Origin of the sequence: Sinomonas terricola, from assembly GCF_034931225.1 — a bacterium.
Lineage (GTDB): Bacteria > Actinomycetota > Actinomycetes > Actinomycetales > Micrococcaceae > Sinomonas > Sinomonas terricola.
On record NZ_JAYGGQ010000009.1, the window covers coordinates 15,860 to 34,593 of the forward strand.

The following is an 18,734-nucleotide window of genomic DNA, read 5'->3' on the forward strand; positions in this document are numbered from 1 at the left end:
CGGGCCGTCCGGGTTCGGAACGACACAACTCAGGCCCGATCCGCGCCTGAAGCGGCCGAATCGGGCCTGAGTTGTGGCGAATTTGACTTTGGCACTCAGTGCACCGACTGCTGGAAGCACGCGACGTCGTACTGGGACATCTCGTTGTAGTTCTGGCCGCCGATACCGCCGGGGCTCGTAGAGGTCGGCTCGTTGAACGGCGAGCCGGGGCTGCCCGCGGCGTTGCCCGGCGTCGTCAGCCCGAGGTCCTGACACGATTGGCTGGGCGGGCCGGGAGGCCCCGGAGGGTTGTCCGCCGCGGCGGGTGCCGCGAAGGCGAGCCCCAGGAGCGCAGTCAGCCCGAGGATACGCAGGATCCTTCTCATGGCAATCTCCTCTTCCGACAGGGCCGTGCAGCCTACAGCACGGCTGTACGTACCTAAGACGACATCGGGGCGCAGGCGGTTCAGCCGTCACACCCTGACGAGCGACTGTGCCGCGAGGAACTCCTCCCACGTCCGACGCCCGACCGCGCGGTCCGGGGCGAGGTTTGCCCCGCCGCGGATGGCCCGGGCGGCGCGCCCGGCCATGGGCACCGGGAGGAGCGCGCGGCGCAGCCCCGCCGCTGCGAGATAGGAACGGATGAGGTCCCCCATCGGGTACACCGTCGGTCCCGCGAGGTCCGGCACGAGGCCCTGCGGGGCGCCGAGCGCGAGCTCCACGAGCCGGTCCGCGACCTCGCCCGAATCGACCGGCTGGAACCGGAAGCCGGACGGCGCGGGGATGACGGGCAGCTTGGCCATGGCCTTCGCGGTCATCAAGGTCAGCTCGTGGAACTGGGTTGCGCGGAGGGTCGTCCACGGGATGCCGGACGTCTCGATGACCTGCTCGGCGTCGCGCTTCGACGCGAAGTAGGCGAACGCGGCGCGATCGATGCCGCTCACCACGGGGATTGTGTCCGCGCCGACCACCGAGATGAAGACGATGTGCCCCACCCCAGCACGCTGGGCCGCATCGACAAGATGCCGCGCCTTGTCGCCGTCGCCCTTCTGGGTTCCCGCGCAGTGCACGATCGTCCCAATACCGGCGACCGCGGTCTCGATCCCCTCGCCCGTGGCGAGATCGCCCGCGACGTACTCCACGCCGTGGTCCGCTGCGCCGCCGTGCCGGCTCAGAACCCGCACAGACCGGCCGGCGTCGCGCAGCCGCGTCACGACCTGCCGTCCGAGGGTTCCGGTACCGCCCGTGACCAGGATTGTCGCTGTCATCTCTTCTCCCTTGTCGCGGGGCCCTCGCGGCCCCTTCACTTGCATGACACGCGAGCGTGCTGGAGTGTGACAGCGTGGATGCCGACGAACTCCTGACCACCCGATTCGAGTCCGAGCGCGGGCGCCTCCGCGCGGTCGCGTACCGCATGCTCGGGTCGCTTCCCGAGGCGGACGACGCCGTGCAGGAGGCGTGGCTGCGGCTCGCCCGGACCGAGGCGGGCGCGATCGAGAACCTCGGCGCGTGGCTCACCACGGTCGTCGCGCGGATCTGCCTCAACGCCCTCCGGGCCCGCGGCACGCGCCGAGAGGAACCGCTCGAGGGGCTCGACGGCGAATTCGCGGCCCCCGCGGGCGGCCCCGAGGAGGAGGCCGTCATGGCGGATGAGGTCGGGCTCGCGCTCCTCGTCGTGCTCGATGCGCTGCAGCCCGCGGAACGGCTCGCGTTCGTGCTCCACGACATGTTCGACGTTCCGTTCGACCGCATCGCCCCGGTCCTCGGCAAGTCCTCAGACGCGACACGCCAGCTCGCGAGCCGCGCGCGGCGGCGGGTCCGCGGCTCCGAGACGCCGGATCCCGACCGGCCCCGCCAGCGCCGCGCCGTCGAGGCCTACCTCGCGGCCGTCCGCACGGGAGACTTCGCCGCGCTCGTCGCTCTGCTTGCCCCGGACGTGCTGATCGAGGCGGATGCAGCGTCGACGCCGTCGCACGTCGCCGTTTCGTTCCGGGGCGCCGAGCAGGTTGCGCACGCGGCCGTCGCGTCGGCTGCGCGGGCGCCGTTCGCTCGCCTCGCCGTCGTCAATGGCGCGGTGGCCGTCGTCGTGGCGCCCAAGGGGCGCGTGCGCATCGCGCTCACGTTTGCGGTCGACGGCGAGCGCATCACGCATATCGACGTCATCGCCGACCCGGCGCGGCTGCGCACGCTCGACGTCGCGGTGCTCGACTGAGCGAGCGCACGACGGCGGGCCGTCCAGACACGCGGCCGGGCGAGTTCGCGGGCCTATTCCGGAATGAGCCCGCGGCGGCGCAGCTCTCCCCACAGCTCGTGGGGCACCGTCTGCCGCATGCGGGCCACGTTCTGCTCGATCTGGTCCGCGTTCGAGGCTCCGACGACGACGGTGCGCACGGCCGGGTGGCGCAGGCTGAAGTGGAGCGCCGCCGTCGGCAGCTTGACGCCGAATTCCGCGCAGCAGCGTGCGAGCCGACGGGCGCGGTCGAGGATGTCGGGGGGCGCGGGGGCGTAGTTGTAGTTCGCGCCATCAGGCACCGTCGCGCGGGCGAGCAGGCCTGAGTTGTAGACCCCGACGTTCACGACCCCGACGCCGCGTTCGAGGCACGCGGGCAGGAGGTCATGGAGCGCGGGCTGCTCGAGGAGCGTGTAGCGGCCGGCCAGCATGACGACGTCGAGCTCGGATCGATCGACGCACTCGGCCAGCGCCTTGCTCGAGTTCGCGCCGACTCCGACGGCGCGCACGAGGCCTTCGTCGCGGAGCCTCAGCATGGCAGGGAGGGCCTGCGTGATGCCGGCCTCGAGGTCGAAGACGTCCGGGTCATGCAGATAGAGGATGTCGACGTGGTCAAGGCCAAGCCTCGCGAGCGAGTCCTCGAGACTGCGCCGGATGCCGGACTCGGACGGATCCCACACGCGGCGAAAGGCCGCGGGGACGTCGAAGCCCTCGTCGTCCCGCGCGTCGTCCGGGTTCGCCCTCGGAACAAGGAGTCGCCCGACCTTCGTCGAGACGAGGAACTCGCCGCGCGGCTTGCCCCGCAGGAACGCGCCGAGACGCCGCTCCGAGAGGCCAAGGCCGTAGTGCGGGGCCGTGTCGAAGTACCGGATGCCGCCCTGCCACGCGGCGTCGATCGTCGCGGCCGCCGCGTCGTCGTCGACCGCCCTATAGAGGTTGCCGATGCCCGCGGCGCCGAAGCCCAGCGAGCCGAAATCCAGTGCGGGAGCACTCACGGGAGCCTCCAGACCTGCTCGATCCCGCGATCGTTCCCGGAGTAGTCGTCCTCGACGGCGAGGAGCGCCGACATGCGCTCCTGCCAGACGACGTTGACGGGGTCGTCCGCGAGGGCGTGGCGCATGGTCTGATAGTCCTCGACCTCGACGAGGTGGAACAGTTCGTCGCCGCTGCGCCAGATGCGCCAATCCGACACCCCGGCGGCCCGCAGGGCGGCCACCAGCTCAGTGGGGATGTTGGCGTGCGCCTCGGCGTACTCGGCGGCCGCGCCTGGCTTGAGACGCGTGTGGAGGGCGATCGTCTCCGTCACCTATACCCCCGCCTTGAGGAAGAGTTCGACGACGGGCACCGCGACATCCGGCCGTTGGACCGGGAGCTTGAGCGTGAGCGTCCCCTCGGGCTGTGCGCCCTGAGCCGTGGTCACCGCCTGCCGGTTCCCGGTGAGCTCGAGGACGGCCACCTCGGATGCGTCGTTGAGCAGCTGGGCGTACTCGACCTTCCCCGCGAGCTCGGGCAGATGGACGTATTCGAACGGCCACGCAAACAAGTGCAGGTAGAGGCGGTCGCCGCGGCGCGTGTAGCGGGCGTCGGCCGGCGGGGTCCACGGCGCCTCGCCAGCCCCGTAGATCGACCGCGAGTGCAGCTTCATCCAGTCGCCGATCCCGCGAAGGGACTCAACGGCGCGCGGATCGAAGTTCCCGCGCCCCGTCGGCCCGACGTTCAGGAGCAGGTTACCGCCCTTGGCCACGCCGTCGACGAGCATCCGCACGAGAAGGTCCACCGACTTGTAGTCGAGGTTGTCGCGGTCGTAGCCCCAGCTCCCATTGAGCGTCTGGCACGCCTCCCACGGCACCTCGACCCCGTCGACCACCATGGGACCCGAAGGCTGGTACTGCTCAGGCGTCGCGAAGTCCCCGGGGATGTCGAGCCGGTCATTGACCGCGATCCCGGGCTGGAGCTCGCGAACCATCGCGAGGAGCTCCTCGGATCCCCACGCCTCCCGGCCCTTCGCGCCCCAGATGCCCTTGTGGTTTTCACTGCCGTCCGCATAGGAGAAGTCGAAGAAGAGGTAGTCGATCGTGCCGTAGTTCGTGAGGAGCTCGCGGACCTGGCCGTGCAGGTACTCGCGGTAGCGGGCCATGTCGCGGCCCTCGTTGAGCCGCTGAGCCTCGGGGTTGTCCCGTTCAGGGTGGAAGCCGTCGATCGTGAAGTCTGGGTGATGCCAGTCGATGAGCGAGTGGTAGAACCCGACCTTGAGCCCCTCTTCGCGCAGGGCCTCGACGTACGCGGCGACGAGGTCTTGACCGCACGGGGTCTTCGTGGACTTGTAGTCGGTCAGCGCCGAGTCCCAGAGGCAGAAGCCCTCATGGTGCTTCGTCGTCAGCACGACGTATTTCATCCCCGCGCCCTTCGCGGCGCGGGCCCATTCGCGGGGATCGTAGAGGTCGGGGTCGAAGTACTCGAAGTACTTCTCGTACTCGGGCGCGCTGATGCGCTCACGGTTCATGACCCATTCGTGGCGGGCGGGCAGGGCGTAGAGCCCCCAGTGGACGAACATGCCGAAGCGGGACTCGGTGAACCACGGTGCGTGCGGGATCATGCGGAACTCCTTGCGGGTGGTGGATGGCGTGAAGGTGAACGAACGAGGGCTAGCGGCCGCCGAGGCCGCTCGTGACGATGCCCTTGATGAGGTGGCGCTGGAGGAGGATGAGCAGGACGAGGGTCGGCACCATCGAGATGACCGAGGCGGCCATGACGAGATGCCACTGCTCTCCCTGCTGCCCGAAGAACATCCCGAGTCCGAGCGGGATGGTGCCGAGGGTGCTGACGTCGTTGATCACGACGAGCGGCCAGAGGAACGAATTCCAGTAGCTGATGAAGCTGAACACGGCCAGGACCGCGAGCGTGGGCCTCGCGAGCGGGAGCATGACGAGCAGGAACGTGCGCACGGTTCCTGCGCCGTCCACGCGGGCGGCGTCGTCGAGCTCCTGGGGCACACCGAGGAAGAACTGCCGCAGCATGAACGCCCCGAACGCCGTGAAGGCCCACGGAACGATGAGCGCCTGAAAGGTATTGACCCATTTCACCTGCTGCATCATGACGAACATCGGCACGATGAGGACTTCCTGCGGGATCATGAGCGTGGCGAGGAACACCATGAACGTGAGGTTCCTGCCGCGCCAGCGCAGCCGCGAGAACGCGTAGCCCGAGAGCGACGAAACCACGAGGGAGAGCGCGGTCCCGGCCGCCGAGACGAGCACCCCGTTCCCCATGAAGCGCAGGAACGGCATGTAGTCCAGCGCCTCTTGGTAGTTCTGCCAGCGGAATTCGCTCCCGAACAGGCTCGGCGGGATGCTGAAGATGTCCGCGGGCGGCTTGAACGACGTCGCGAGCATATAGATGAGCGGGGAGAGGAACGCGAGGGCCACGAGGCACAGGAGCGCGTAGCCGACGGCGCTGCGAACCCGAGCCGTCCACGGCCGGCCCCTGCGCGGGGCGGGCTCGAGCGTGCTCGTGGCCCGCACGGCGGAATCAAGCATCGTAGTGCACCCACTTCTTCTGCCCGATGAACTGGACGGCCGTGACGCCGAGGATGATCACGAAGAGGACCCACGCGGCGGCCGAGGCGAGGCCGAGCTGGTGGAACTGGAAGCCCTGGTTGTAGATGTACAGGACGATCGTGGCCGTCGTGGAGCCCGGGCCTCCCTTCGTGAGGATGAACGGCTGCGCGAAGACCTGGAACGAGGTGATGAGCGTCATCATCGTGGCAAAGAAGATCGACGGCGAGATGAGCTTGAGCTTGATCCGCCAGAAGACCGTCCACGCGTTCGCGCCGTCGATCGCCGCCGCCTCGGCGAGGTTCTCGGGCACGGCGTCGAGCGCAGCCGAGAACACGAGCATGTTGTACCCGAATCCCTGCCACACGCTCATCGCGACGATCGCGAGCATCGCCCAGTGCTCGTCGCCGAGGAAGTTCGGGGCGTGGATTCCCGTCGCGGCCTGGGAGATGCCGTCGATGAAGCCGCTGGGCTGGTACAGCATGCGCCAGACCACGACGTTGGCCACGATCGGCGTGATCGACGGGATGAAGAAGATCACCCGGAAGATATGCCGGCCCTTGATCCGCGGCGTGAGCCACGCGGCAAGCCCGAGCGAGACCACGAGGTTGAGCGGGACGTACAGGACAACGAACAGAACCGTGTTCCACACGACCTGGCCGAAGATCGGGTCGCCGAACAGCCTCTGGTAGTTGCCGAGGCCCAAGAACGTCGGCGTGCCGAGGAGCGGCCACCGGTAGAGGCTGATGGCGAGGGAGAACACGATGGGCGCGAGGGTGAAGATCGCGAGGCCCACCCCGTGCGGGGCGGCGAAGGCGGGACCCCAGAAGGTCTTCCGGGCCCGCGCGGGCGCGGCGGAGGACGACGACGGCGCCGTCCCCGCCGCGCTGCGCGGCGTCGTCGCTCCTGGGGAGCTCTTAACCAAGGTCATCTCAGGATCCTCAGTGCGGAAGCTGTGCGGCGACGTCCTTCATGACGCTGGCCGCGCTCTGCTGCCCGTTGAGGGCCTTCGGGAGGTACTGGCTGAAGAGCGTGCCGAGCTGGTCGCTGTTCGTGTTGGACGGCATGGGCACCGCGTTCGCCGAAGCTGCCTTGAGCGCCTCCTCGACACCAGGGATCCCGGCATTGTCGATCCAGACCTTCTGGTCCGCGGTCCGCGCAGGGAGCGCACGTCCGGCGGCCCCCAGTTCACTCAGGACCTTGTCTCCAGTCATCTCCTTGAGGGCCGCGAACGCCTTGTCCGGCGTGGGGCACTGCTTCGAGATGCCCCAGCCCGAGCCGGCGCTGAACGTCTTCCCGCCGCCCGGTCCGGCCGGGAGCGTCGTGACGCCGACCTTGAACTTGGCCTTGGACTTCGTGTCGATGAGCGACCAGGGGCCGTCGATGGACATGGCCGTGGTGCCCGAGAGGAACTGGTTGCTCGCGAAGGAGCTATCGCTGCCAGGCAGCTGCGGCGCGATCTTCTCCCTGCCGGTGAGGTCTGCGACCCACTGGAGGCCATCGGCGAAGGTTGAGTTTGCGGCGTCGAGGCTCCCATCTTCCTGGGTCACGCGGCCCCCGTTGTACGCGAGAACCTGCGACTCGACGGAGAGGTCCCAGATCGGCGTCGCGAAGGCGGGCTTGCCGCTCGAGGCGGTGATCTTCTTCGCCGTCGCGACGAATTCGTCCGCGGTCCAGCCCGCCTTGGGCTCGGAAACCCCCGCCGCCGCGAACTTGTCCTTGTTGTAGAACATCATGAGCGGGCCGACGTCGTACGGGAGCGCGTACAGCTTGCCGTCAGCGCTGAGGCCCTTGATCATCGACTGGTCGAAGGCCCCCAGGTCCATCCCGTCCTGCTTCACGAGATCGTCGAGCGGGAGCATGCCGTCCTTGAGCTGGGCGGTGCGCAGGCTCTGCACGGCCACAAGGCACGGGGCCGTGTTGGAGCTGAGCTGCGTGCTCATCTTCGTGAAGTAGTCGCTGAAGGTCGAGCCCTGCAGCGTGATCTTGACGTCGCCGAGCTTGGCGCTGACCTCGTCGGCTACCTTCTGCCAGCCGTTCTGGTCTTCGGTGCCGCCTACCCACATGGCCCACGTCATGGCGGTCTTGCCGTCCGCCGTCGTCGGTGACGAGCCGCCGCCGCACCCTGCGAGTCCTAGGAGGCCGAGCGCCAGGGCACCCGCTACAAACGCTTCTTTGCGCATCACTTCTACCTTGTGCTTTCCGTTGGGGATGGTTGCTGTCAGTGCTGTGAGGTGAGAGGCAACGGGGAAGGGGCCCACACGGGGCCGTCGGGGAAGCTGTAGTCGGCCAATGTTTCGCGGGCCATCTCGCTGCCGGCGCCGGGGGCCGACGGGGGCCAGTACCGGCCGCCGTGGACGTCGACGGGGGTCACGAAATGCTCGTGCAGGTGGTCGACGAACTCGATCATTCGCCCTTCGATGGCGCCGGAGACCGCCACGAAGTCGAACATCGAGAGGTGTTGCACGGCCTCGCACAGGCCCACGCCGCCCGCGTGCGGGCACACGCGGACGCCGAATGCGGCGGCGAGGAGCAGGATCGCGATGTTCTCGTTGATTCCGGCAACCCGCGTCGCGTCGAGTTGGAGGACCTCGATCGCCCCGGCCTGCAGGAGCTGCTTGAACATGATGCGGTTGTGCACGTGTTCGCCTGTCGCGACGGGAAGTGGCGCGAGCCTCCGTGCGATTTCGGCGTGGCCCAGGATGTCGTCTGGGCTTGTGGGCTCCTCGATCCACGCGATGTCGAACGGAGCGAGCTGGCCCATCCACGCAACCGCCTGCCCCACGTCCCAGCGCTGATTCGCGTCGACGGCGATCCTGACGTCCGGTCCCACGGTCTCGCGGGCGAGGCGTACTCGCCGGATGTCGTCTTCGAGCGAGGCCCCGACCTTGAGCTTGATCTGCGTGTAGCCGTCGGCAACGGCTTCCTTCGCGAGGAGCGCGAGCTTCTCGTCACTGTAGCCGAGCCATCCGGGCGTGGTCGTGTAGGCGGGATAGCCCTCGGCGAGGAGCCGGGCGCGCCGTTCGGCGCGACCAGGTTCCGCGCGCCGCAGGATCTCGAGCGCCTGGTCCGGCGTGAGGGCGTCCGTGAGGTAGCGGAAGTCGACGAGCGAGACGATCTCCTCGGGGCCCATGCGGGAGAGGAGATCCCACAGCGGGAGCCCCGCGCGTTTGGCCTTGAGGTCCCACAGCGCGTTGACGACGGCGCCGATCGCCATGTGCATGACGCCCTTCTCGGGCCCCAGCCAGCGGAGCTGCGAATCGTGCACGAGCATCTTCCAGGTCGCCCCCATGTCGTCGAGCAGCTCTTCGGCGTCCCGGCCGACGATCTGGCGGCGGAGGGCATCGATTGCGGCGGCCTCGACCTCGTTGCCCCGCCCGATCGTGAAGACGAAGCCGTGGCCCTCGTGGCCGTCCGCCGCGTCGGTCCGGACGATGAGGTACGCGGCCGAGTAGTCGGGATCGGGGTTCATGGCATCCGAGCCGTCGAGTTCGAGCGAGGTCGGAAAGCGGATGTCAAACGTATCGAGCGCGGTGATGGTGCTCATGGGTGCTCCTTGCGGTTGCCTCCGCGGGGCCGCATCCTTCGCTGCGAGCGGCGGCGGGATCGTGACGTGAAGTCTGGCTTGACCCTATACATCGGATGTTTAGCTTGTCAATGGGGTTTCGGGCCGGAATATTGCCCAGTTCGTCGCCCAAAGCTCTGATGTCATGGCCCTAATCTGCGCCTCCTGCGAACGACGGCGGAGCTCGCCAAAGGTGCGCCGCCGCCGTCGTCCGCTGTTGCCCCGGCAAGCCCTGCGATGACGCGACGCTGCGCGCGTCCGCCGATTCATCCGATGTATTAGGATGTGGACACTTCATGCCTGAAACTCTGGGAGCCTGCCGTGGCGCTGACCGATGACGCGATCGACAAGATCAAGGAGATGCTCCTCGCCGGCGAGCTCCGGCCGGGGGACAGGCTCCCGCCCGAGAAGGATCTCGCGGACCGCCTGGGCCTCTCCCGCAGTTCCCTGCGCGAAGCCGTCAAGGCGCTCGAGCTCATCCGCGTCCTCGACGTGCGGCGCGGCGACGGCACGTATGTGACCTCCCTCGAGCCGAAGCTGCTCAACGAGGCCCTCGGATTCATCGTCGAGCTCCATCAGGCGCGCGGCGTCGTCGAGCTGCTCGAGGTACGCCGCATGCTCGAACCGGCGGCCGCGGCCGCGGCGGCGCACCGCATCGACCTCGCGGGGCTCACCGAGCTTCGGGCCTCGATGGCAGGCATCACCGAGGAAACGAGTGTCGAGGAGCTCGTGGAGCACGACGCCGAGTTCCATCGGATCATCGCGGCCCAGGCTGGCAACAGCTACCTCTCGAGCCTCCTCGAAGCGCTCTCTTCACAGACCCTGCGCGCGCGCATCTGGCGCGGGCTCACGGAAGAGCAGGCCGTCGCGAGGACGCTCGCCGAGCACGACGCCATCGCCGATGCGCTCGAGCAACGCGATGCCGAGCTCGTGCGGGCCCTTGTGACCGTGCACGTGAGCGGCGTCGAAGCCTGGCTCCGCCGAGCCATGAAGGATTCGCCCACGGGGGACGTCGATCTCTCCGCGCCGCCCGTTCGTCACCGCGGCAGGTAGGCGGACAACCCATAGGCGGCGGCTGCCGATCTCCCGTCGAGCCACGCCTGTTCGTCGGGCGAGAGCTCGCTCGCGAGCGTCTCGAGCACGCCGAGGGTTTCGCCGTACGGTCCCCCGAGCGTGCTCACGGGCCAGTCGCTCCCGAGCATGAGCCGCTCCGGCCCAAACGCGTCGAGCGCCTCGTGCCAGACGCCGCGCAGCGCGTCCACCGTATAGGACGCGCCAGCGAGCCTGAGGCCAGAGACCTTTGCCACGGCGTTGGGGAGCTCGCCGAGGGCGCGCAGCTCGCGACGCCACGCCGCCAGCGCGCCTTCGCCGCCCTGGAGCGGCGGCTTGCCGAGGTGGTCGAGGACGAGGGTGAGTTCGGGGAGTTCCCGCGCGAGCCCTATGGTCGCCGTGAGGTGGCGTGGCCACGCATCAGGGACGTCGAACGCAAGACCCGCCCGCGCCGCCATCATGAGAGAGGACCGGACGGACGGGAGCGCGAGGAAGTCGTCGCGGGGATCGTCGTGGACGAGGTGCCTCAGGCCGCATACGAGCGGATCGGCGGCGGCGCGCTCGATCTCCTGTGCGGCACACTCGGGCCGGTCTAGCGGAACCCAGCCGACGATCCCGACGACCCACGGATTCTCGCGGGCGACGGCGAGCATCGACTCTGTGTCCTCGCGCGAATCGTCGGCCTGGACCAGAATCGCGCCGTCGATGCCCGCCGCGACGAGTTCGGCGCGCGCCTCTTCCGCCCCGAACGAGCGGAACAGCCCTCCATGCTCGGGCCCAAGCCAGCTGTAGCCACCGCGGGAGAGGTCCCACAGGTGCAGATGGGCGTCGATACGAATCACTGTCCGACGGTAAACATCCGATGTATTGCTTGTCAATGACTCCGGATTGGCCAATACTGGGGACCAATTCAACTAAACCTCAGATGACAGGACACCCATGAAGTTCATCAGACTCGACGAACCCGGCGCGGAACACCCGGCCGTGCTCGCGACCGGAAAAGACGGCGTCGAACGCTGCTACCGCCTCGAATCCCTCACCCCGGACATCGACGGCGAGTTCCTCGCGGGCGGCGGCATCGCACGGACACGTGCCGCGCTCGAGGCCGGGCGGCTCGAGGAGTTCCCGCACGCCGCGGGACGCCGCGTCGGAGCGCCGATAGCGCGTCCGGCATCCGTGGTGTGCATCGGCATGAACTATGCGCTGCACGCCGCCGAATCCGGCGCCGAGCCTCCCACGGTTCCGGTCGTCTTCCTGAAGCCCTCGAACACCGTGGTCGGCCCGTATGACGCGGCGCCCATTCCGCCCCGCAGCGAGAAGTACGACTGGGAGGTGGAACTCGGGATCGTGATCGGGCGGTCCGCCAGCTACCTCGAAACGCTCGACGACGCTCGGGCGTGCATCGCGGGCTTCGTCGCCGCCAACGACCTTTCCGAGCGGGAGTACCAGCTGCCCGGCGCCGCGGGACAGTGGACCAAGGGCAAATCCCTTCCTTCCTCGACCCCTCTCGGACCGTGGCTCGTGCCGGCGGACGAGCTCGACGCCGGGCGGCTCAGGCTGCGCAGCTGGGTCAACGGCGAAGCACGGCAGGATTCCTCCACCGCAGACCTCATCTTCGATCCGGCCACGATCGTGCACCACTGCAGCCAGTACATGCTGCTCGAACCGGGGGATGTCATCCTCACCGGAACACCCGAGGGCGTTGCCCTGTCCGGACGATTCGCCTACCTCACGGAGGGCGACGTGGTCGAGGTCGAGATCGAGGGGCTCGGCCGTCAGCGCCAGGAGTTCTTCCGGGCGGCGCCCGCGCGAGAGGCGGTCAAGGCATGACCCGGGAATTCGCAGGCTTCAAGGCCATCGTGACCGGCGGCGCCTCGGGAATCGGCGATGCCACGGTGCGGCGGCTCCAGTCGCTCGGGGCCAGCGTCGCCGTCCTCGACCTGAACCCGGCGGGCGCAGCGGAGGGGGCGGTCGCGGTCCGTTGCGATGTGTCCGACGGCGCCTCCGTCACCGAGGCTGTGCGGGCCGCCGCCGACCGCCTGGGCGGGATCGACGTCGTCGTCAACAACGCCGGCATCGGCGCGCGCGGCACCATCGAGGCCAACCCGGACGAGGAATGGCGCCGCGTGCTCGAGATCAACGTCCTCGGCATCGTGCGGGTGTCGCGCGCCGCGCTCCCCCACCTGCGGCGATCCTCCTCGGCAGCCATCGTGAACACGTGCTCGATCGCTGCGACGGCGGGACTGCCCGAACGTGCCCTCTACTCAGCCTCGAAAGGCGCAGTGCTCTCGCTCACGCTCGCCATGGCGGCCGATCACGTGCGCGAAGGGATCCGGGTGAACTGCGTCAATCCGGGCACTGTCGACACGCCATGGGTCGGCCGGCTGCTCGATGCAGCCGCCGATCCCGCGGCGGAGCGCAGCGCGCTCAAGGCACGGCAGCCGCACGGCCGGCTCGTCAGCGCTGAGGAAGTCGCCGCGGCGATCGCGTACCTCGCGAGCCCGCTTTCGGGCTCGACGACGGGAACCTCGCTCGCGGTCGACGGCGGCATGCAGGGCCTTCGCGTGAGGCCCCCGGCGTGAGGCCCTAGAACCCGCCGCCGCCTTCGCCGTCACCCGCGTCCGCGGCCATGTTCGCGAAGCGCGAGTAGTGGCCCTGGAAGGCGACGACAATGTCCTTGGTCGGGCCGTTGCGGTGCTTCGCGACGAGGATGTCCGCCTCGCCCGCGCGCGGCGACTCCTTGTTGTAGACGTCCTCGCGGTGGAGCAGGATCACCATGTCGGCATCCTGCTCGATCGAGTTGTGTACTGCGATTCCATTGGCGATGAAGTTGTGGTTGCCAAGAACCGTTGCGTCGTAGACCTCCTCAACCCCATCGGGCTCGATGCTGACAACCGCGTCCCAGAAAACATCGTTGAGGGCATGGATCTCGAGTTCCGCCGAACCCAGAATCTCGGCTACGCGGGAGAGCCGCTGACGGGACGGCGCAGACTTGAACAAGGCCGATCCACAGTATTGGGTTCCCAATGCAGACTGGAATTCTCGATGGGTCATGTCCTTCTCCGCCAGGACGGTGCGGACGTCGTCCCAAACTTCCAGCGGAACCGTGTCGACATTCGTGTTGGCCGTCGTGGCCTGCACTATCTCCAGCAGACGCTCGCAGTTGGCGTTCCGCGCACCGGCCACGCCAACCTCCTGGAGGAAGCGGCGCTGATCGTCCGCGCCGGAAACGTCCAGCGTGTAGCCGGGACGGTACGTCCCCTTCTGCGTCGCCGTCTTGATACGCGCCGTGATACCGAAGCGGAGCAAGAGCACCGCGACTCCGTCGAGGAGCCGGCGAGATGTCGACGCGTAGCAGATCCGCCCTCCCGTGCCCGCCTTGTTGACGGTGACGGAACCATCCGTCGCCCACAGGTGGCGGAGGAACAGCGCGATCTGACGCTTAGGCAGGGCAAAGACCGACTCGGGAACCGTTCGAAGGATCTGCGAAACATGACCATCGTCAGTTCGCAAGGACGTCGCAAGACCTTCCGGCTCCGCAAGGAGGTGCGCGAGCATCGTCACCTGACGGTCGTCCCACTCGGTCCTGAGTGCTGGTCCGTTCACGTGACGAGGAATGCCCAGACGGTCGCCTGTCGCCAGCGAGCTGAGCGGACGCCAACCCTCGTACGTGAAGAAGGGGTGATTGCCCGTCGCGCGAATGCTCCGCCCGGACGCGAGCTTCAGGCGATAGACAGGCTTGACCCCTGTCGAAAAGACGTGCGTCAGATGCCGTTCAACGTAACGGAGGCTCTCGTCCAGCGACCAGACCGGGACATCCTTCTCACCGGAAGCAAAAAGCTCACCCATCGTGGTTTCGGCACCTGTATCTGATCGAAGGACACGAGTATCCGACGTCAGGCAGCCCGACTCGCGGAGGTCGGATACCATCGGCCGCTTGTCCTGACGCTGTTCAGAGCCACGGTTGAGCTGCGAGAGCGCGATGACGGGAACCTCGAGCTCCTTCGCGAGGAGCTTGAGGGCGCGCGAGAACTCGGAGACCTCCTGCTGGCGGCTCTCCACCTTCTTGCCCGAGCTCATGAGCTGGAGGTAGTCGAGCACCACGAGCCGCAGCCCGTGCTGCTGCTTGAGGCGGCGGCACTTCGCGCGGATCTCCATGAGGGACATGTTCGGCGAGTCATCGATGAAGAGCGGCGATTCGTTGAGCGGCCCCATGACCTTCGCGATCTTGGCCCACTGTTCGTCGCGGAGCGTGCCGCGCCGAAGGTCCTGGAGCTGAATCGTGGCCTCCGCGCTCATGAGGCGCATCGCGATCTCATTGCGGCTCATTTCGAGGGAGAAGAAGACCGTGGGGAGCTTGTGCTTGATCGCGGCCGACCGGGCGAAGTCCAGCGCGAAGGTCGACTTGCCGACGGCGGGGCGCGCCGCGATGACGATCATCTGGCCCGCGTGGAGCCCGTGTGTGAGTTCATCGAGCTCGTAGAACCCGGTCGGGACGCCCGTGATGCCCTCGCCGCGGTGGCCGGCCGCCTCGATCTCATCCATGGCCGACTCCATGACCTCGGAGAGCGCCACGTAGTCCTCGCCTTGGCGGCGCTCGGCCACGGCATACACCTCGGCCTGCGCCTGGTTGACGAGGTCTTCCACCTCGCCGTCCTGGCCGTAGCCGAGCTGGACGATCTTCGTCCCCGCGCTCACGAGGCGGCGGAGGACGGCGCGCTCCGCAACGATCTCTGCGTAGTAGCCGGCGTTGGCCGCGGTGGGGACGGACTGGATGAGCTCGTGAAGGTAGGCGGGACCGCCGACCCGGTTGATCTCGCCCCGCTTGGTCAGCTCGTCGGAGACGGTCACCGCGTCCGCAGGCTCGCCTCGGCTGTAGAGATCCGTGATGGCATCGAAGATCGTCTCGTGCGCGGGGCGGTAGAAGTCGACCGAGCGGAGCACTTCGACAACGTCGGCGATCGCGTCCTTCGAGAGCATCATGCCGCCGAGCACGGACTGTTCGGCGACGATGTCCTGGGGAGGCGTTCGCCCCGCATCCGAGTCCCGATAGGACGGAGCGGACTCGATCTGGGATGCAGACACCGGCGACACCTCACCTCGCATGTGACGCCCGGATCGGGGCAGGGGCCTCTTCCGGATGGTTGCAGCAAAGGTATCCGGGGCCTCCGACATTCTCCAGCTGGCCGTCCACCCCTCCTGTGGACAAGCTTGTGGAATATTCCCCTGAAGTTGTTCCCGGACCTGTGGAAAGGTGTGGAAAACTCTCGCGCCTCGCGAATAACCCGCCTCTGACGTGGGAAGACTTGGTCTACATGGTGTGGATTAAAGATTTTTTTCCACATTCGAAATCCACAACGGCGAACCCCTGTTTTGGACAAGCGTTTGTGATTTCACGTGCCGCTTGGCGAATATGTGATTTTCGACACATTCCCCTCAGCGACTTCGCCCCACATGTATGCCGCACGAGTCACATTCGGGCCGCCATCCAGACGACGCCGAGGGAGCCACGGCAGCAAGCCAGAAAGCGAGCCCTGCCGCGTGCCCCACCTCGCCGCCACGTACTACTCTGGAAGTGCCCAGGGCAGGGGCCGCTGGCACCTACCCGCACCGATCCGGAAGCCCCGATGGAAAACCTGCTCCCTCCCCTCATCATCCTGCTGTGCGTCATCGTCATCGTGGCCCTGGTGCTGCGGCGAGGGGCGAAGCGCGCGCAGTCCTCTGCAGAGACAGCACTCGCGAGCGGGCCTGATGCCGCGGCGGCAGCCTCTGCGAGGCTCACGGAGGAGCAGCACCGCATCATCTACTCGCTCATCGCTCAGGGGCTCATGGTCCAGGCGATCGCGGGCTACCGGGAGGCGACCGGGACCAAGCTCATCGAGGCTCGCAACGCCGTCCTCCTCATGGAGCGCTATCCGCAGGCCTATGGGCCCCAGCCGTCCACGCAGGACGAGGAGACCGCCGAGTCGGATTCCGCGGCACCAACCGCCGTACAGGCCTCGCCCGAGGTTGCATCGCCCCGCTCCGCCGCGTCGCCTCAGCTGGGAGGCAAGGACTCGCCGTCCCAGCAGTCGCCGGCCGAGGCCATGGCCAGCCCCACGCCTGCGGCCGCCGTCGCCCCCGGGACCGGTACGGAAGGACGTTCGACGACGCGATTCCCCTACCGCTACCGAGCGATCGTGAGCAACGGCCGGCAGACCCTCGAAGTGGCGAGCAACCTGCTCAATGACGAGATCTACGAGGAGATCAAGGCGCTCGCCCAGATCGGGGACGCCGAGGACGCAGCGCAGATGCTCTGGAAGCACTCGGACATCAGCATGGAAGAGGCCCGGGCGTTCGTCGAACTCCTCTGACCCGAGGCCCTAGGTCCCGGCGGCCTTCTCCGTCTCCTCAAGGACCCGCAGGGCGTTCTCCCAGCACAGCGCCTCGAGATCGCCGCGCGACCAGCCGCGCTCCGCAAGCGCCTCGAGGAGCGGCGCATACCCTTCGACGCCGTTCATGCCCACTGGAAGCTCGGGCGTCCCATCGAAGTCTCCTCCCAGCCCGAGATGGCGCGTGCCGACGACGTCGCGCGCGTGCTCGAGGTGACGGACGACGTCGTCGACCGTCGCCACCGGGGTCGGGTGTCCGGCGAGCCAAGCGGCGAACTCCGCGGCCGCCTCGGGATCCTCGGCGGGGGCCACATCGTGGAATCCGACGGGGAGGCCGAGCTCGAGGCGACGATCATGGACAGCCTCGGCATGCTCGCGGCAGGCCTCGGAGACGAACTTGGGCACGAAGGTGACCATGAGCACGCCTCCGTTGTCGGGAAGCTGCTCGAGAATCGTGTCCGGCACATTCCGTGGATGATCGCAGACCGCCCGCGCCGATGAATGCGAGAAGATCACCGGCGCGTTCGTCCACACAAGGGCATCAGCCATCGTCCGCTCGGACACGTGCGAGAGGTCCACTATCATCCCGAGGCGATTCATCTCGGCAATCACCTCGCGGCCGAACTCGGAGAGTCCGAGATCCTCGCCGGCGCCGGTCGCCGAGGAGGCCCATGGCGTGCTGTCGTTGTGCGTCAGGGTCATGTACCGCACGCCGAGCTCAGCCATCATGCGGAGCACGGCAAGGGAGCCCGCGATGCTGTGGCCGCCCTCCATGCCCATGAGGGACGCGATCTTGCCGCGGTCGACGGCGTCGCGCGCACCTGCCGCGGTACGGGCCAGCTCGAACGTGTCCGGGTAGGCCCCTGCAATCCGGCGGACGCAGTCGATCTGCTCGAGCGTCGCGACGACAGACTGCTCGGGCGTGAGCGTCGACGGCACGAAGACTGACCAGAACTGGGCACCGACTCCCCCCCGCCGCAGCCTCGGGATATCCGTGTGGAGGCGCGGCTGCCCTACGTCGAGTCCGGCCCCCACGACGTCATAGGCGAAGTCCTGGCGGAGGGCCCAGGGGAGGTCGTTGTGGCCGTCGATGATCGGGGGCCAGGCGATTGCTGCGCGCACCCGGTCATCGTACGCCGCGCATCCTCAGGCGGGTCAGCGGCCGCTGGTCAGGTCGGCGAGGAGCTCCTCGAAGCTCTTCTCCTCGGGCCGTGTCGCAACCTTTGGCGCCGCGGAGGCGCCGCCGTCCTGCGCGAGCTCGGTGGCGAGCTCCGTCGCCGCGCGCTCGACGCGCGAGGTGAGGTCTCCCGTCCCCGCGGGGTCGCCGTCGACGCTCTGGCCCCAGTCCATGGGGGCCGCGAAGACCGCGGTCGGCATGATGCGCGCACGGAGGTAGCTGAAGAGCGGGCGCATCGCGAAATCGATCACCATGCTGTGCCGCTGGGATCCGCCGGTGGCACCGAGCAGAACGGGCGTGCCCTCGAGCGCCTTGTTGTCGATGAGGTCGAAGAACGACTTGAACAGGCCGCTGTAGGAGGCGCTGAACACGGGCGAGACGACGATGAGCGCGTCGGCTCCCTCGACGGCCGTGATCGCCTCGGCGAGCTTCGGCGCGGCGAAGCCGGTCACGAAGTTGTTCGCGATGTCCACGGCGAGGTCGCGCAGCTCGTACGTCGTGACGCGGGCCTCGATCCCGAGGCCGGCCGCTCGCCTCGCCGTCGCGTCGCCGAGCTGGTCGGCAAGGAGCCGGCTCGACGACGGCGTGCCGAGCCCCGCCGAGATGACCACGATCTTCTGGACGTCCATGATGTTCGAGCTCCATTCTCCGAGCTTCGTCGGGGTTTCATGCATTTGCATCAATCGCTCCAACGGACGGCACGCCGAACCTATTCCCGCCCCTCCAATCATCGATTGCTCCGTAACTGTCGTTCTGAGGGCCTAAAACGACAGTTACGGAGCAGTCGATGCGAGGAGGGGACGAAAAA

At 68.0% G+C, this 18,734-nt stretch carries 18 protein-coding genes; 5 read left to right on the forward strand and 13 right to left on the reverse strand.

Annotated features, from left to right (window positions below; genetic code table 11):
- Nucleotides 1-95 precede the first annotated feature (95 nt).
- Together SPF06_RS12235 and SPF06_RS12240 are read right to left on the reverse strand one after the other, a co-directional pair.
- The gene (locus SPF06_RS12235; protein WP_323279354.1) at nucleotides 96-365 is read right to left on the reverse strand and encodes a hypothetical protein; all 270 of its coding nucleotides are present in this window, start codon (nucleotides 363-365) and stop codon (nucleotides 96-98) included.
- Nucleotides 366-452: 87 nt separating this feature from the next.
- Nucleotides 453-1,247 (reverse strand): SDR family oxidoreductase, encoded by a 795-nt coding sequence (locus SPF06_RS12240; RefSeq protein WP_323279355.1) that lies wholly within the window; start codon nucleotides 1,245-1,247, stop codon nucleotides 453-455.
- A 74-nt stretch (nucleotides 1,248-1,321) separates the two neighbouring features.
- Between SPF06_RS12240 and SPF06_RS12245 the strand changes: the two genes are divergently transcribed.
- On the forward strand, nucleotides 1,322-2,191 hold the full coding sequence (locus SPF06_RS12245; RefSeq protein WP_323279356.1) for a sigma-70 family RNA polymerase sigma factor: 870 nt from the start codon (nucleotides 1,322-1,324) through the stop codon (nucleotides 2,189-2,191).
- A gap of 53 nt (nucleotides 2,192-2,244) precedes the next feature.
- Here SPF06_RS12245 and SPF06_RS12250 read toward each other — a convergent pair whose 3' ends face one another.
- The 7 genes from SPF06_RS12250 to SPF06_RS12280 are packed head-to-tail and all read right to left on the reverse strand — an operon-like array spanning nucleotide 2,245 to nucleotide 9,310.
- Nucleotides 2,245-3,204, reverse strand: coding sequence for an aldo/keto reductase (locus SPF06_RS12250; RefSeq protein WP_323279357.1), 960 nt, complete (start codon nucleotides 3,202-3,204; stop codon nucleotides 2,245-2,247).
- Entirely contained in the window at nucleotides 3,201-3,515 is a 315-nt protein-coding gene (locus tag SPF06_RS12255; RefSeq protein ID WP_323279358.1) for an L-rhamnose mutarotase, read from the reverse strand. Before SPF06_RS12255 ends, SPF06_RS12250 begins: the two co-directional genes overlap by 4 nt.
- A complete protein-coding gene (locus tag SPF06_RS12260; protein ID WP_323279518.1) occupies nucleotides 3,516-4,967 on the reverse strand; it encodes an alpha-L-fucosidase in 1,452 nt (483 codons plus the stop codon).
- On the reverse strand, nucleotides 4,855-5,745 hold the full coding sequence (locus SPF06_RS12265; RefSeq protein WP_323279359.1) for a carbohydrate ABC transporter permease: 891 nt from the start codon (nucleotides 5,743-5,745) through the stop codon (nucleotides 4,855-4,857). The genes SPF06_RS12260 and SPF06_RS12265 overlap by 113 nt, the downstream gene beginning before the upstream one ends.
- Complete coding sequence (locus tag SPF06_RS12270) at nucleotides 5,738-6,694, reverse strand: carbohydrate ABC transporter permease (protein ID WP_323279360.1); 957 nt, start codon at nucleotides 6,692-6,694, stop codon at nucleotides 5,738-5,740. Before SPF06_RS12270 ends, SPF06_RS12265 begins: the two co-directional genes overlap by 8 nt.
- Nucleotides 6,695-6,704: 10 nt before the next feature.
- Entirely contained in the window at nucleotides 6,705-7,946 is a 1,242-nt protein-coding gene (locus SPF06_RS12275; RefSeq protein ID WP_323279361.1) for an ABC transporter substrate-binding protein, read from the reverse strand.
- Between the two features lie 38 nt (nucleotides 7,947-7,984).
- Nucleotides 7,985-9,310, reverse strand: a complete 1,326-nt coding sequence (locus SPF06_RS12280; protein ID WP_323279362.1) for an L-fuconate dehydratase — start codon at nucleotides 9,308-9,310, stop codon at nucleotides 7,985-7,987.
- Nucleotides 9,311-9,649: 339 nt separating this feature from the next.
- Here SPF06_RS12280 and SPF06_RS12285 point away from each other — a divergent pair, with 339 nt between their 5' ends.
- Nucleotides 9,650-10,381 (forward strand): FadR/GntR family transcriptional regulator, encoded by a 732-nt coding sequence (locus SPF06_RS12285; protein ID WP_323279363.1) that lies wholly within the window; start codon nucleotides 9,650-9,652, stop codon nucleotides 10,379-10,381.
- Here SPF06_RS12285 and SPF06_RS12290 read toward each other — a convergent pair.
- Nucleotides 10,366-11,220, reverse strand: a complete 855-nt coding sequence (locus SPF06_RS12290) for an amidohydrolase family protein (RefSeq protein ID WP_323279364.1) — start codon at nucleotides 11,218-11,220, stop codon at nucleotides 10,366-10,368. The genes SPF06_RS12285 and SPF06_RS12290 overlap by 16 nt on opposite strands.
- A gap of 97 nt (nucleotides 11,221-11,317) precedes the next feature.
- Between SPF06_RS12290 and SPF06_RS12295 the strand changes: the two genes are divergently transcribed.
- Entirely contained in the window at nucleotides 11,318-12,208 is an 891-nt protein-coding gene (locus tag SPF06_RS12295; protein WP_323279365.1) for a fumarylacetoacetate hydrolase family protein, read from the forward strand.
- Nucleotides 12,205-12,960, forward strand: a complete 756-nt coding sequence (locus SPF06_RS12300) for an SDR family NAD(P)-dependent oxidoreductase (RefSeq protein WP_323279366.1) — start codon at nucleotides 12,205-12,207, stop codon at nucleotides 12,958-12,960. The genes SPF06_RS12295 and SPF06_RS12300 overlap by 4 nt, the downstream gene beginning before the upstream one ends.
- A gap of 4 nt (nucleotides 12,961-12,964) precedes the next feature.
- Here the strand turns inward: SPF06_RS12300 and dnaB are convergent, their stop codons facing one another.
- On the reverse strand, nucleotides 12,965-15,463 hold the full coding sequence (dnaB, locus tag SPF06_RS12305) for a replicative DNA helicase (RefSeq protein ID WP_487399476.1): 2,499 nt from the start codon (nucleotides 15,461-15,463) through the stop codon (nucleotides 12,965-12,967).
- Between the two features lie 542 nt (nucleotides 15,464-16,005).
- Between dnaB and SPF06_RS12310 the strand changes: the two genes are divergently transcribed.
- Complete coding sequence (locus SPF06_RS12310) at nucleotides 16,006-16,731, forward strand: hypothetical protein (RefSeq protein WP_323279368.1); 726 nt, start codon at nucleotides 16,006-16,008, stop codon at nucleotides 16,729-16,731.
- 9 nt (nucleotides 16,732-16,740) lie between these two features.
- On the opposite strand, the gene SPF06_RS12315 is transcribed toward SPF06_RS12310, so the two are convergent.
- Both SPF06_RS12315 and SPF06_RS12320 read right to left on the reverse strand, forming a co-directional pair.
- Nucleotides 16,741-17,871, reverse strand: a complete 1,131-nt coding sequence (locus tag SPF06_RS12315; RefSeq protein ID WP_323279369.1) for a dipeptidase — start codon at nucleotides 17,869-17,871, stop codon at nucleotides 16,741-16,743.
- Between the two features lie 33 nt (nucleotides 17,872-17,904).
- Nucleotides 17,905-18,606: an FMN reductase gene (locus SPF06_RS12320; protein ID WP_428985758.1), complete on the reverse strand. Its 702-nt coding sequence runs from the start codon at nucleotides 18,604-18,606 to the stop codon at nucleotides 17,905-17,907.
- Nucleotides 18,607-18,734: the final 128 nt, after the last annotated feature.